Origin of the sequence: Corynebacterium sp. MSK035, from assembly GCF_030232615.1 — a bacterium.
Classification (GTDB): Bacteria; Actinomycetota; Actinomycetes; order Mycobacteriales; family Mycobacteriaceae; genus Corynebacterium; species Corynebacterium jeikeium_D.
Genome location: NZ_JASPJP010000005.1, coordinates 32,552 through 46,882, shown reverse-complemented (window position 1 = coordinate 46,882; position 14,331 = coordinate 32,552). Strand labels below are relative to the sequence as shown.

At 57.9% G+C, this 14,331-nt stretch carries 9 protein-coding genes; 4 read left to right on the top strand and 5 right to left on the bottom strand.

The features are described from left to right. The 3 genes from QP978_RS04590 to QP978_RS04580 are packed head-to-tail and all read right to left on the bottom strand — an operon-like array spanning position 1 to position 5,476. Positions 1-1,176, bottom strand: coding sequence for a metallophosphoesterase family protein (locus tag QP978_RS04590; RefSeq protein ID WP_069358834.1), 1,176 nt, complete (start codon positions 1,174-1,176; stop codon positions 1-3). A 2-nt stretch (positions 1,177-1,178) separates the two neighbouring features. After that, positions 1,179-2,237, bottom strand: coding sequence for a hypothetical protein (locus QP978_RS04585; RefSeq protein ID WP_284856896.1), 1,059 nt, complete (start codon positions 2,235-2,237; stop codon positions 1,179-1,181). Next, positions 2,237-5,476, bottom strand: coding sequence for a DEAD/DEAH box helicase (locus QP978_RS04580; RefSeq protein ID WP_284856895.1), 3,240 nt, complete (start codon positions 5,474-5,476; stop codon positions 2,237-2,239). Before QP978_RS04580 ends, QP978_RS04585 begins: the two co-directional genes overlap by 1 nt. Before the next feature lie 579 nt (positions 5,477-6,055). Here QP978_RS04580 and putP point away from each other — a divergent pair. The 3 genes from putP (at position 6,056) to QP978_RS04565 (ending at position 8,927) form a co-directional block, all read left to right on the top strand. Then, the gene (gene putP, locus QP978_RS04575) at positions 6,056-7,579 is read left to right on the top strand and encodes a sodium/proline symporter PutP (RefSeq protein WP_053093008.1); all 1,524 of its coding nucleotides are present in this window, start codon (positions 6,056-6,058) and stop codon (positions 7,577-7,579) included. Between the two features lie 97 nt (positions 7,580-7,676). Continuing rightward, positions 7,677-8,318: an HNH endonuclease family protein gene (locus QP978_RS04570; protein ID WP_284856894.1), complete on the top strand. Its 642-nt coding sequence runs from the start codon at positions 7,677-7,679 to the stop codon at positions 8,316-8,318. A 108-nt stretch (positions 8,319-8,426) separates the two neighbouring features. After that, positions 8,427-8,927 (top strand): hypothetical protein, encoded by a 501-nt coding sequence (locus QP978_RS04565; RefSeq protein ID WP_049172012.1) that lies wholly within the window; start codon positions 8,427-8,429, stop codon positions 8,925-8,927. A 174-nt stretch (positions 8,928-9,101) separates the two neighbouring features. On the opposite strand, the gene QP978_RS04560 is transcribed toward QP978_RS04565, so the two are convergent. After that, positions 9,102-11,270, bottom strand: a complete 2,169-nt coding sequence (locus QP978_RS04560) for a DEAD/DEAH box helicase (protein ID WP_284856893.1) — start codon at positions 11,268-11,270, stop codon at positions 9,102-9,104. A gap of 712 nt (positions 11,271-11,982) precedes the next feature. Here QP978_RS04560 and QP978_RS04555 point away from each other — a divergent pair. Next, positions 11,983-12,915 (top strand): bile acid:sodium symporter family protein, encoded by a 933-nt coding sequence (locus tag QP978_RS04555; protein ID WP_049190072.1) that lies wholly within the window; start codon positions 11,983-11,985, stop codon positions 12,913-12,915. On the opposite strand, the gene QP978_RS04550 is transcribed toward QP978_RS04555, so the two are convergent. Further along, positions 12,912-14,294 carry an MFS transporter gene (locus QP978_RS04550; protein ID WP_049190071.1) on the bottom strand — a complete coding sequence of 461 codons (1,383 nt, stop codon included), beginning with the start codon at positions 14,292-14,294 and terminating at the stop codon, positions 12,912-12,914. The two genes, QP978_RS04555 and QP978_RS04550, sit on opposite strands and share 4 nt — an antisense overlap. Positions 14,295-14,331 lie beyond the last annotated feature (37 nt).

Genomic DNA, 14,331 nt, shown 5'->3' with positions numbered 1-14,331 from the left:
TTATTCCTTCTCTCCGGCCAGGCGCGCCAGCAAGCGAAGCGCATCGGCTGCTGCGGTGGTTTCAGATTCTGATAGGGGGCTGCCGCTCTCGGTTCGCCCTTTGCTCAAGACCGTTAGTTTTTCTGCAGCTATGAGCGGATAACCGGTGAGATTGAGATTAGAGATATCCCCCTCGGACGGAACCACCGTCAAATCGGAGCCACTTTCCCGGCGATAAAGTGCAGCGAAAAGCTGTTGGTACTGCTCAAGTCGGTTTTCAAAGGTCGTCGACTCTGACAGTGTCACGGTTCCTCGCAATGAATACTTCACCGCTGTGTCTGTCTTCGTCTCTATACCGTCCAGTTCAGCAAAGAACTCATCGAGGTCTTCCGCGCCAGTGATATCCATGTCGATGGCATGAAAAGCCCACCGCCCCACTCGGTGGGAGGCTACGGTAACTGAGCCCTTTTCGGAGTCGTCCTCTGCGATGTCGACGACTAGCGCATTGCCGGAATCCCGTTCTTTGTCGTCATACGCTGTGGTTTCGTGTGCGCCGGAGAAATAAACTCTGCCAGCATGGTCAAGTTGGCTCGTGGAGTGGGAATCCCCCAGCGCCACATAGTGCAACGCCCCACGGTCAATAGCCTGTTCCAAGCTGGTCAAATCAATGGTGGCTCCCGCATCAGCACCAAAGCCTTCTACTTGGCCATGTGCGACCATCACTCGGATTCCATCGGCCGGCTCAAGCTCCGTGGCTATTTCCGCCACGATGTCGTCTGCCGAATACTTGCCGCGTACTGGCACACCGATGAGTTCCACCCCGTCACGGATGGAAATGGGCTGGCTGTCGCGAATTACGTAAACTCCTCGGTCTTCCAAAGATTCGAAAGCACTACGTCGATAAATGGAAGAAGCATCAAGCGCATCATGGTTGCCGGGCAGGAGATACACCGGCACGGGTAGCTTGGCTATTCGCTCAAGAGCCCGCAAGAACACCTTGTCCGGCAATGTGTTGGAATCGAACACGTCTCCAGCGACGACGATGAACTCAGCGCCTTCGCTAGTCGCCAACTCACCGATGCGGTCGATGGCGTTGAGGCGACTTTCGTGGAACCTAGCTTGGGCTTCACCGCCATCGAGCTCTAGGAACCACCGAGTCATTCCCAGTTGCCAATCTGAGGTGTGAATGAATTTCATGACTAGCGCTCCTTTTGTCCCAGGCTCAGCGATTCCTGCAGATGTTGCCAACAATCTTCCAAATCGGCGACTGCACGAATGGTCTCTCTCGAAATTACGCAGGTTGGCTGCAATGCTTCATGCAGCAAACTACGGTCGGTAACTGTTAGTGGGGCAATAACCTCGAGCGAAGGAACACTGACTCGTTCCAAATCATTGCCCCAGTAGTCGGCTTCGACCGCGAAAAGCTCGGCAACCTTTTTCTGCTCGTTGTCACCGCCATCATTTCCACCAGCGCCATCCGCCTTCTGGGCGATTTTATTGGGATCCTCCCGAACCGCGCCGCCAAGCCCGAGGCGCTTTGGCGCAGTCCGGTTTCGCAGCTGTGTTAGTTCCTGAAGTCGGCGTTGCAATTCGCGCTGCGGATAATCGCGCAGCTGCATTAGCGACAGCGGATCACGGTCAATATCAGCGACAAGTTGAGCGGCGACTGCAACGGTGTGCTTACACACAGGTGCCGGGTCCGGGCAGGTGCATTCGCTATAAATGTGCTCTTCACCATCGCACAACAGCATTTCCATCTGCTCATACGGCAACTCGCCGTGCTCAAACTCTGTGAAGGCCGACGGATTGTTCACCAACCACCGCAGTACGTCGTCAGTTTGTTTCTGCTCCCGCCGTGGGAACCGAATAAAGACTGAGAATGGTTCCGGCTGGCTGCCCTGCACTTCACCGATGATGTAACCATCCGCGATTCGAAGCCCCAGCACATTGCCGTCGAACCTGTACTTCTCACCTCTGTGAACACGACCCGAATCAGCACCACGGATGATGAACTCCCACACCCACCGGGCAAAAGTAGTACGTGGCTCGACCGCCACGCGCGCTGCGGTTCCACGTCGCTGCTGTCCGGTAAATGCACCAGCCCAGTCCTGGGTGGCCAGGAGCTTTTCAATCGTCGAGCTGGTTGCTGGCGCGCTTCGCGCCGTAGTCCTTTTACGACCACGCTTTCCAGAGGGCCCCTTGCCAAACTCGGCAAAGATGACATTGTCGCCCCATGTCACGTCTCCGTCACCGGCCATCAGTACCACCTCTTCTGGACTCTAAACGGGGTCACATTGTTGGGAATCGAATCGTCATCCGAGGTTGTGGAGTCCCATGCCGTGCCCTCCGGGTTCACCCCATCAGTCACCGTCCCACCGGACTTTGACTCCGCTGCGTCCATCGATTCACGCAGTGCCTGAATCTTGTCCTTGTCCAATTGCCACAGAGACCGCAAACGGTGAAAGTCCATCTCCGTCAGCTTGGTTTCACCAGCACGCACAACTGCATCCGCCAATTCTGCCTTCTCGAAAATCAGCTCGTCGATACGCTCTTCCAACGTTCCCACACTGACCAGCTTGTGCACGTGTACGTCTTTACGCTGACCGATGCGGTAAGAGCGGTCCGTGGCCTGGTTTTCAACTGCTGGATTCCACCACCTGTCAATGTGAATGACGTGGTTGGCGGCAACCAGGTTGATGCCAACACCTGCCGCGAGAGTAGACAGCAAAATGATTGGTGGGCCGTCCGGGGCATTAAACTCTGCCACTACTTTCTCGCGCTGTGCCGGAGTCATTGCCCCTTGGATAAACGGAATGTCCACGCCCAGGCGCTTGCTGAAATGAGGGGCGAGCATCTTGCCGAACTCCACGAACTGCGTGAACACAAGCGCGCGTTCACCGTTTTGGACAATCTCATCGACGAGCTCTTCCAGCCGTGCAACCTTGCCCGAGCGATGCTGCCCATGATTAAGCAGCCCTGAGCCGTCGTGCTGGTAGTGCGCTGGGTGGTTGCAAATCTGCTTCAACTTCATGATGCCGCCGAGGATGATGCTCTTTCGCCCGAAGTTGCCAGAGCGATTCCGCTTCGAGCGCTTGAGCTTGTCCTCGATGTCCTTCACAGCTTCCTGATACAAGAAAGCCTGCTCCGTCGTGAGAGAAACCATCTCCACCTGCTCATTCTTCTTGGGCAGGTCCGGCGCGATAGCTGGATCCGACTTGAGTCGGCGCAGAATAAAAGGTGCTGTAATCGACTGCAATTGCAGTAGCATTTCCGCATTCCCATCACGCTCGATGGGAATCGCAAACTTGTTGCGAAATGCATTCGCCGACCCCAGCATGCCTGGATTACAGAAATCCATGATGGTGCGCAGCTCGCCCAAGTCGTTTTCCACCGGAGTACCAGTCATGGCGATGTTGTGTCGCGAGCCCAGGCTCCGCAGCGCTCTGGATACCTGGGCGTTGGGGTTCTTAATTGCCTGCGCTTCGTCAGCAATCACATGATCCCACTGCACTTGGGACAGTTCGTTCACATCGCGGGTAGCAACACCATAGGTCGTCACAACAACATCGTGTTTCCCGATAAATTCCTGTAGTTCTTCACCATGAGGGCGGTGTGAACCATGCAGCAGCCCAACCTTGAGCTCTGGAGTGAACTTTGCCGCTTCTGCTGCCCAATTGCGCAGCACACCTGTCGGAACGACCAGAAGCGAAGCCTTGTGCTCTTGATCCTTCGCATCCGCTTGACGACGGCAGCGCTCAAACTCCAACAGCGCCAGAATTTGCACAGTCTTACCAAGCCCCATGTCGTCAGCGAGAATGACACCAAAGCCGCGGTTGGACATATCCGCCAGCCACTCCACACCGCGCTGTTGATACTCTCGCAGCTCACCGACAAAACTCGGTGGTACCTCGGCCGACTCTGCGAGGGCCGTGGAACCGTCTGAGTACTTCGACACCAACGCCTTGAGCCAAGAGGGATCCCTGGGGGCGACTGGCACTGCTGCTGGAGCTTGCGACTCCAAGCCACCGTCGAAGACCAGCTCTTTCAGGGTGGCTTGCCCCTTACCGGTCTCCTCCCCGGCTTTGGTCTGCTCCACCAAAAACTTCAGGGCTTCTCTAGCTACCTCTGGGTTCGCGTGCACCCAGTGGTCGCGCAGATGCACTAGCCCCGTACTCGATGCAGCGAGCTCACGCATTTCCGCTTCCGTCAGTACGGCATCCCCCACGGCCAGCTTCCACTCGTAATCAACCAGTTGGTCAAATCCGAGTTTCGGTTCCGAACGGCGCCCAGCAGGCCCCGTCGGATCTAACTGGACGACTTCAGTGTGCAACTGCAGGGTGGTCTCCACCGACTTCCAGTTCGGCGGCAGCATCACATCGATATCGACCTTTGCCAGCTGCGAGATGCCATCAGTCATAAGCTCTATCAGCTGCTCTGAGGTCAGCAGCAGATCTAAGCCCGGGTGGCCCGCTGCTTTCGCATATTTGAGCGTCGGGAATGCCTCTTGTGCAGCCAATAGCTGCGGGCGAAGTAGCGACAGCACGGACCGGCGACACATTTCTGGGTTCAGGCGCTCCGGAGCTGCGACACCGATGCGGTAGTACATCCGCAATGGCCACAGAGTCTCATGTTCCACCGCAGCTGAACGAGGATTGAGGCGAGTTACTGAGCCGCCTTCGTCATCCGCTCGATCCCGCAACTCCAACAGCTGCGGAAGATCCACATCCGGCAAGTCTTCCAGCTGGCCTTCAAAACCAACGGGTTCCTGCACCATTAGCTGGAGGCGAACATCCTCACCATCGGCCGACAGCCTCCACTTTGCCAGCGACTGCGCCACCCCCGGTGTCGCGCGCCCCAGGGAATCCGACTGCAACAACGACCGCACGAAGCTCTGGCGCTGTTCTGCCGGTTCATCCAAATCGGCCAGGAGCGCGTTGGTGACCCAATGAAACATGCGATTGATGAAATCCTCAGCCACCGTGGCACCTCCGTTATCAATCAACACCGGTGGTGTACGGGAAATGACCTGACTCTGCCAGGCAATCTCACTCAACCCCTCCGACATCCGCCACGTCGGCCACCACTCATTGTCTTCCCACGTCAGCGCCACCAATGCCCGCCCAGAGCGTGCGAAAGCATCCAATCCCTGTACAACATCTACAAAGAACCTAAGATCCGGCGCCATCGCCGCCGAGGAAACTTCCTCCTGCAATTGCACCAGTGCTGTCACAGCAGCCCATGGCGGGAACACCCATGTGGGTACCGTTTTCTCTACTGCCCGCCCCTTCGGTGTGCGCAGTTTTAGCGTCAGCTGCGCTCGACTCCCCCGGTCCAGGACTGCAAAAAGCCGACGCTGATGCGCCGGGACTTCCAGCAAATCCACGTCCGCAATAATCCGGTGCCCCTCTGGCCGCTCCACCCATAGGTGAAGACCCGAATCATCCTTCCAGACCGCGTGCAGCAGCAACGGCACCGCTGACTTAGCAACTTGGCCCATTACTTCCTCCCCACTGCTTGCTCAGCCATCACCGTCTAATCACCCGGCGACTTCGCCACCAGATATTTCTTCAATGAAGATTCTGCCACGCACCCCGGAGCAGCTTTTCCATCACACCACAAAATTAGCACGCGTGTTCGAATTATGTATCTTGCAAAAACTACTTCACCTCCACCCAAATACCCCTTTTCCCAGGTAATTTGTCGCACTTAACCGATTTTTAAAGCCTTTTTCAACGCTTCTTATCTTGCAATGCAGCGCATCACATGCAAACGTCGTATGAGCTACAAGAATTAAAAATGTGTGACTCGTGCAATAGTTCTGCCATGGTTCGCATGTGCCAGTAGGCTCCGCTGACTGACGTAGACAGCCTGGAAGCTGAAGTTGTGTTTCATTGCGAATCGCAGGTTCCGCTGTTTCTGTCGGCCACTTTCTGGTTCGATGTTGCTGCGACGCTGTGAACGTCGTCAAGCGGACGGACTCAATTGAAATTGAGTGATGCGCCAGGAAACGGTTTCCGGCGTGCTGGGCAGTGCGTGAGTCCGACTGTACGCCTAATAAATAATGAGGAGTTGCCCTGTGGACCAACAAACATGGTTCATCATCGCACTAGTCATTTATCTGCTGTTGATGGTCTACATCGGTTGGACCGGATGGAAAAAGACCGCAGAGTATGACGAATACATGATTGGCGGTCGCGGTCTGCATCCGTTCGTCGCAGCACTGTCAGCGGGCGCATCGGACATGTCCGGCTGGCTGCTGATGGGTCTGCCCGGCGCGATTTATCTTTCAGGCCTGAATCAGACCTGGATTGCAATCGGCCTGGTCGCAGGCGCATGGTTGAACTGGAAGTTCACCGCACCGCGCCTGCGTAGCTACACCAAGATTGCTCGTAACTCGATTACCGTGCCGTCGTTCCTGGAGAACCGTCTGCACGATACGTCGAAGGTGCTGCGCGTTTCCGCAGGCCTGATTATTCTGCTGTTCTTCACCTTCTACGTCTCCTCGGGCATGGTCGCAGGTGGCCGCTACTGGGAGTCGACGTTCGGTGGCAGCTACCTCGTCGGCATGCTGCTGGTTGCGGGGATCACTGTCGCATATACCCTGTTCGGCGGCTTCCTTGCTGTCTCCTACACGGACGCGGTGCAGGGCATCATCATGTTCATTGCGCTGCTGACGGTTCCGACTGTCGGCATCATCTACCTGATTAACAACGGCAACTCCTTCTCGGACATCTTCAGCTTTGCTGCTAACAACCCGTACCCGGGCAGCGAGGGACAGCCGGTTGAGACCTTCTTCGATCCGTTCGCTGGTATTCCGCTAATTACGATTATCGGTCTGCTCGGCTGGGGTCTGGGCTACTTTGGCCAGCCGCATATTATCGTTCGCTTCATGGCTCTGCGCAGTGCAAAGGACGCAACTGAGGGTCGCCGCTGGGGCGTTGGCTGGCAGGCACTGTGCATGTTCGGCTCGGTCCTCGTGGCCCTGACCGCAACTGTTTTCTTCGCTACGAACCCAGATGCTTCGGTCACTGATGCGTCTTCCTACGAAACCATCTTCCTGGACATGACCCGCATCCTGTTCCACCCGCTGATTGCAGGCCTGATTCTGACTGCAGTGCTGGCAGCAATCATGTCCACCATTTCTTCGCAGCTGCTGGTATCTTCCTCCGCGCTGATTGAGGACCTGTTTAAGGCAACGGTCAACAAGTCCCTGCGTCCGAAGACCTACATGACGCTCTCCCGCGTCGCCGTTGCGCTGATCGCCATCATCGCCGCAATCATCGCTGCTAACCCGAACAGCTCCATTCTGGATCTGGTTGGCTTCGCATGGGCTGGCTTCGGCTCAGCATTCGGCCCGGTGCTGCTGGCCGCCCTCTACTGGTCGCGTCTGAACACCCCTGGTGCTGCTGCCGGCATGATCACCGGTGCGGTTGTCTCCTTCGCATGGGGCATGAGCTCGCTCAGCGACACTCTCTACGAGATCGTCCCGGGCTTCGCCGCTGCAACTGTCGTGATGATTATTGTCACGCTGCTTACCAAGGAGCCGAACGAGAAGATCAAGGAAGAGTTCGACCACGCAGCAAAGCAGGCTCTGGTCTAACGCCTTGATCTAGGCTTGGCCTCCGCTAGCCCCGCAGGCTAGCCCCGGCGCATACCTACAAGGGAACCGAAAAAGTATTTTTCGCGCCCAACTAGGTATGCGCCCTTTTTTATTTGCCATCCTGGCCGCCGCCCTGACTGCCGCCTTTGTCTCATCCTTTGCGCTTACGCGAGTTCTCGTCACCTCCTCCCCCGCGGGGTCGGAGACGGAAGCCGTCGTCAAGCAACTGCGCACCGTGCGCGTCGTCGCCGACCGCCCCACCGTCACTGGGTACGAACGCGAGCGCTTCGACGTCTGGGCAGGCTCTGCCGATTGCAATACACGCCATAAAGTGTTGGCGGCGTGGTTCGGGGGCTCTGCGTGTTCGCTTGACGACGGCTCCCCGCGCGAAATCCCCGACCCTTACACGGGTGACCCGGTTGGTGCGCATGAGGTCGATATCGACCACATTTATCCGTTGGCAGCGGCGTGGGATTTCGGAGCCTACGCCTGGGATCCCGAGAGGCGTCGGCAATTTGCCAACGATATCGAGACCAACCTCGTGCCCACGCGAAGCGCGGTCAACCGGGATAAAGGAGATGCCAGCCCGGCGGAATGGCTTCCCGAGGATGCGAAGGCGTGTGACTACTCGCATCGTTACTTAGCGGTGGCCATTAAATGGGACCTGCCCGTATCGTCGGCAGACTGGAAGGCGATGGCCACTGCGTGTGGAATCCGCGCGAGGAAAGGCACGAAATAGAGAAAATAGTGCGAGCACGTTAAGTTAAGGACTGGTCTTAATAAAGAAATATCCAGGCCACTCCTCGCTTGAACGCGAGGCCTACATTCAGTCGTGGAAAGGTAATACGTGCAAAACGTAGTTCTTATGGTTCACGTCCTGGCGGCAATTCTGCTGCTTGGACCGGTGACTGTCGCAATTTCGATGTTCCCGAAGCTCGCGCTTGCAGCCCGCGGCGGAGAGGCTGGAACGGTCGGCGCCGCGCGCACCATGCACGCCATTTCGCGCACCTACGGCATGTGGTCGCTGCTCGTGCCGCTGCTCGGCTTCGGTGTCATGTTCACCGATGTGTCGACCTACATGAAGTCCGGGGCAATGCACGCCGCAATTCTGCTGGCTATCATCGCCTGGGCACTGTTGTTCTTCCTGGTCATTCCGCGTCAGCGTCTGATGATGGCCGGCCTCGGCATCGCTGACGAAGACGAGGATGCTGACGATCCGGAGTTCATCGAGCGTCGCAAGAAGGCTGAAGAGCTCGACTGGGACAAGCAGAAGGGCCAGCTGGCTATGTTCTCCGGCATCTTCTCCCTGCTGTGGGTTGTCGCCGGCATCCTGATGTTCTTCATCTAGAGCTCACGCTCAGACACAATAAAACTGCCGGTGCGCCTGTACGTTTCGGCCCGACTTTTAGGGCTTGGAAGTACATGCGCACCGGCAGTTTTTTTATTTTCTAGGTCAGCGCCAAGGGCGGTCGTCGGTTGTCGCCTGACGACGCTCCCCCCCAGCTCACCTCACCTAGCAGGTTTAGCGGCGTCCGCCTCGGTAACCACCGCGACGGTCATCACGGCCACCACGGTAGCCACCGCGACCGCGACCGCCACCACGACGGTCATCGCGACCGCGACCACGGCCACCGAAATCGTCACCGTCATCGAAGTTTCCACGGTAGCCACCACGGCCACGGCCACCACCACGACGGTCATCGCGACCGCGACCACCACGGTATCCTCCGCGACCGCGGCCGCCATCACGACGATCGCCACGGTAGCCACCACGGCCACAGCGGTAGTCATCGCTGTCGTCGACCGAGGTGCCGTCGTCAAGCTTCAGCCCAATGAGCTGGCCGGAGATGCGAGTATCGGAGAGGTTGTTGATGACTTCTTGCGGCAGGTTGGCCGGCAGTTCGACCAGTGTGTGGTCGCCACGGATGTCGATGTGTCCGAAGTCCTTGGAGGACAGGCCACCCTCGTTGGCGATGGCGCCGACGATGGCACCCGGGCGGACGTGCTGGCGACGACCGACGCTGATGCGGTAGGTTGCGGTGCCCTCGCGGTCGAATTCGACCAGGTCAGCGCGCTTGCCCTGACCGCGCTCACCGCGGGAGCGACCATCGCGGCCACGGTTGCGGTCGCGGTCGAAACGATCACGGTCACGGTCGTTACGACGGCCACGCGGCGGTTCCTTCATTAGGAAGTCGCCCGACTGTGCCTGCGCAGCGATAGCGGCGGCGATATCAACCAGTGGGGTGTCGTGCTCTTCTGCGTACTCCTCGATGAGCTCACGGAAGACCGGAACCTGCGAATCAGCAAGCGCCTCGGTCAAGTCATCAGCGAACTTCTGCTTGCGAGAGTCGTTGACCTCATCGACGGTCGGCAGCTTCATCTCGTGCAGCTGCGACTTGGTTGCACGCTCAATCGAGCGCAGCAGGCGTCCCTCACGCGGGGTGACAAAGAGCAGCGCCTCGCCGGAGCGGCCAGCGCGGCCGGTACGACCGATGCGGTGGACGTAGGACTCGGTGTCGTGCGGAATGTCGTAGTTGACCACGTGGGAAATGCGGTCAACGTCCAGGCCACGAGCAGCCACATCGGTTGCCACCAGGATGTCCAGGCGGCCGTCCTTGAGCTGATCAATCGTGCGCTCACGGAGAGTCTGCGGGATGTCGCCGTTGATGGCAGCAGCGGAGAATCCGCGGGCACGCAGCTTCTCGGCGAGCTCCTCGGTCTCGTGCTTGGTGCGCACGAACATGATCATCGCTTCGAATTCCTCGACTTCGAGGATGCGGGTCAGCGCGTCCAGCTTGTTGCGGTGGCTGACCATCAGGAAGCGCTGGCGAATGTTGTCCGCAGTGCGAGTCTGGGACTTGACGGTAATCTCTTCCGGCTCCGTCAGGTACTGCTTGGACAGGCGACGAATCGCAGCCGGCATGGTAGCCGAGAACAGCGCGACCTGCTTGTCATCCGGGGTGTCGGCAAGAATGCGCTCGACATCCTCCTGGAAGCCCATCTGCAGCATCTCATCGGCCTCGTCCAGCACCAGGAAACGCAGGTCGGAAATGTCCAGCGAGCCCTTCTCCAGGTGGTCGATGACACGACCAGGCGTGCCGACGATAATCTGCGCACCTCGGCGCAGACCCGACAGCTGCACTCCATAGGACTGACCACCGTAGATTGGCAGGACCTGAATCTTGCCCAGGTGATCAGCAAACGACTGGAAGGAGTCCGCAACCTGCAGCGCCAGCTCACGGGTCGGAGCAAGCACCAGAGCCTGTGGTGCACGGACGGAGCGATCAATGCGAGCCAGAATCGGCAGCGCAAACGCCGCGGTCTTACCGGTACCAGTCTGAGCCAGGCCGACGACGTCGCGGCCGCTCATCAGAGTCGGGATAGTTGCAGCCTGAATTGGGGACGGAGTCTCAAACCCAACCTTGCGAACTGCATTGACAATGTCATCCGGCAGCTCAAGCTCATCGAAGCCGACGGTGTCGTCGCCGTTGTCGTCTTTGTTCTTTTCGGCCTTCTTCTCGGCCTTTTCCTTGACCTCAGCCTTTTCGGTCTTTTCCTCAGCGGCCTTCTCTTCGACCACCGGTGCTTCCTCGGCCACTACATCCTCGGCCTTCACAATTGCGTCCTCGCGGTTTTCGCGCTGATCCTCGCGGTTTTCCTCGACGCTGCCATTCATTTCATTATTAGCCATTTGGGGCTCTTCCTGGGCCTTTTCGCCCGCACACTCAATATTCAACAGTTGATTACTCACAGTTGGGTCGCACATACATGACCCGCCCAATTTACGTTCTTGTTTTTCAGTGCTCTCACGTCGGAATTGCGATGACATCGCTTCTCTTGCACATACTTCGAAAAATTGCGCCCAAACCCAATTCAGCTTTTACTTCCGAGGAGGGGCGCCCATCATGCACTATGCACTTTCAAGCGTTTCACCAGCGAATTTATACCGCTGCCAGATTCTCTGCGACATTGTCGTCAGGATTTCACACCGATTGCCCAGACTACGCCACCGTCGGTCAAAAAACCATTTCCTGTCCGCAAGGTCACGACACTAGACGGACGATTTCTTGGACGAGGCCCGGCGCTGGGGCCGTCGTCAAGCGAGCGCATTGCACCCACTTCGGGGTGCCTACTTTGTAATTTCCTAGGGTGAGCTGGCTAACATTTTCCCTACAAGTTTGTACACATATCAGCTATTTTCCGCCGTGGAACACCCACCGTTCGGCGGATTTTTGCAATTTCGCAACGCATAAGCCCAAGGTCGCTAGAGAATGTCCAGCTATAACAACGCACCAGAAACGCAGCCGTCTTCGCCCCGGCAGTCCCCGCTAAAACCACATTCTCCCGAGGAGATTTCTGGGAATGGCAGGCAGGAAAATAAGGCACCGTCGAAGCTCTCGGCAATGATTGAAGTTCTCGGGTTTCCGGGCTTTATTTTGGCGGGTTCGGCGCTGGCATTCTTCTTCCCCGCCCCGTTTACTCCGCTGACGGATTACATCACGTACTTCCTGATGATCATCATGTTCGCGATGGGCCTCACCCTGACCATCCCGGACTTTAAGCAGGTCGCTAAGCGCCCGTTGGCGATTCTCTTCGGCGTTATTGCGCAGTTTGTCATCATGCCGCTGCTGGCGATTGCCGTGGCTAAAGTCCTCGGACTCAACCCGGCACTCGCTGTTGGTCTGCTCATGCTGGGCTCTGTTCCGGGCGGCACTTCGTCGAATGTCATCGCATACCTGTCGCGTGGCGATGTCGCGCTGTCCGTCGCCATGACCAGTGTGTCGACACTGGTCTCGCCGATTATGACGCCGTTTCTTATGCTCGTGCTTGCCGACGCGCACACGGATGTCGACGGCCTCGGGATGGCCTGGAGCCTCTGCCAGACAGTCCTCCTGCCTGTGGTTGGTGGCCTGGTTATTCGCGTTGTGGCCGACTCGTTTATTAATAAGATCCTGCCGATTCTGCCGTGGATTTCCATTCTCGGTATCGGTGGCGTGGTCTTCGGTGCCGTGGCCAAGAACGCTGAGAGCCTGGCGAACATTGGCCTGATTGTGTTTGTGGCTGTGATCATCCACAACGTCCTGGGCTACGTGCTCGGCTTCTTTGCAGGCCAGCTGGTGGGGATGCCGACTGCGGGCAAGCGCACGGTGGCCGTGGAGGTCGGTACACAGTCCGCTGGCCTGTCCTCCGGTATGGCAGCGAAGTTCTTTACCCCGGAGGCAGCGCTTCCCGGCGCGGTGGCCGCTGTGGTGCATAACATTACTGGCGCTATCTACGTGGCTATTTGCCGAAAGCTCGATGAAGGCAAGGAAACTAGCAAATCCGCCTCTGCTTAAGCTGTTTTCGCTTCGGCTTCTTTGGCTCCGCTGTTCGACGAGTGGGCTGGTAGAGTCTCGCGCCCGAAGATCCAGCCCACCATTGCGACCAGCGAAATGACACCGCAAACAAAGAAACCGGCCTTGAACCCTGCGGCATCCACGATTGCGCCGACAATCAGCGGGCCGGAAATCGCTCCGAAGTCCTGAGCCATCTGGAAATTGGCGAGCACCTTTCCACCTTGGCGGTTGGCGCCGATGACGTCGGCAAGCACAGCCTGCTGCGATGGATTGATCATGCCAGCGCCGAAACCCGCGAGGACGGAGAGAATCAGTAGCGGAATGGCGCCGCTGCTAAATCCGATAGCGCCAGTGAATACGCCGTTGATAAACAGCCCTGTGATGAGCAGTGGGCGACGGCCAATGCGGTCGGAGAGACGGCCGGAAAACTGCAGTGCCGTAACATTGCCGAGTGCGAAGGCCGTCAGCGCAAAACCAGCTGTGGCAGTGGCGGCTACTGCCCCATCGCTGCCCGGTTCTGGTGCGCCGACATGGGAAAACGTTGCCGCGGCGAACAACGGGACAATCGCGACGCGCACGCCGAAGTTCGACCAGCCGTTGGCGAAAGCTCCGACTAGTGCGCTTCGATATGCCGAGTCGCGGATTGCCTCGGAGAACCTCAGCACCGGGGTTGTGCGCTTGGGCACTACGTGGCGAAGATGCTCTGCACTCAGCGACATACCGACCACAATCGTTGCCACAATCAGCGCGCCACCGTAAATGAAAAACGGCACCCTCATGCCCCATGCGCCCATCGCAGCACCAATGATTGGTCCAAAGACATTGCCCAACAGGAAGGCTGTGCCGTAGGCAGCCGAGCTCTTACCGCGGATCTCCGGCGGTGAAATCCGCACAATCAGCCCCATTGCCGAGACCGTAAACATCGTCGAACCGATGCCTCCGAGCGCACGAAACGCCAGCAGTTGCCAATATGTCTGCGCAACACCGACAAGCAAAGTCGAGAGCGCGACGATGCTGATGCCGGTTAGGTACGTGCGCCGATATCCGAGCTTCTCTACCAGTGAGCCCGATGCCGGTGCGAAGATAAGCCGGAAAATGGAGAACGAACTGACCACGAAGCTGGCCGCGAACACCCCCACATCGAAGCTGCGCGCGTACTGCGGCAAGATCGGTGCAATCAGACCGAAGCCCAGCGCGATGATGAACGCAGCGCTGACCAGAATCCAAATCTCTCGCGGAATCGGCTGTTTAGTCCCGTCTAATTCACCCTGCCAAGGATCCCGACCTTGTGGTTTGCTTCCCACCTCCGATGCGATATCCGGCTGAGATTCGCACTTTGCTTTACGACGAAGCAGGTCGCGCGAACGGGAAGCTGACAAGGTAACGGTCCTTTCTACTGTGCAAAAGAGAGAATAA

What these genes read in the sequence shown, in the direction of transcription:
- QP978_RS04555 (WP_049190072.1), top strand. Translation starts at nt 11,983, where the DNA reads ATGATTGAAGTTCTCGGGTTTCCGGGCTTTATTTTGGCGGGTTCGGCG.
- QP978_RS04570 (WP_284856894.1), top strand. Translation starts at nt 7,677, where the DNA reads ATGCGCCCTTTTTTATTTGCCATCCTGGCCGCCGCCCTGACTGCCGCC.
- QP978_RS04560 (WP_284856893.1), bottom strand. Translation starts at nt 11,270, where the DNA reads ATGGCTAATAATGAAATGAATGGCAGCGTCGAGGAAAACCGCGAGGAT.
- QP978_RS04580 (WP_284856895.1), bottom strand. Translation starts at nt 5,476, where the DNA reads ATGGGCCAAGTTGCTAAGTCAGCGGTGCCGTTGCTGCTGCACGCGGTC.
- QP978_RS04590 (WP_069358834.1), bottom strand. Translation starts at nt 1,176, where the DNA reads ATGAAATTCATTCACACCTCAGATTGGCAACTGGGAATGACTCGGTGG.
- QP978_RS04585 (WP_284856896.1), bottom strand. Translation starts at nt 2,237, where the DNA reads ATGGCCGGTGACGGAGACGTGACATGGGGCGACAATGTCATCTTTGCC.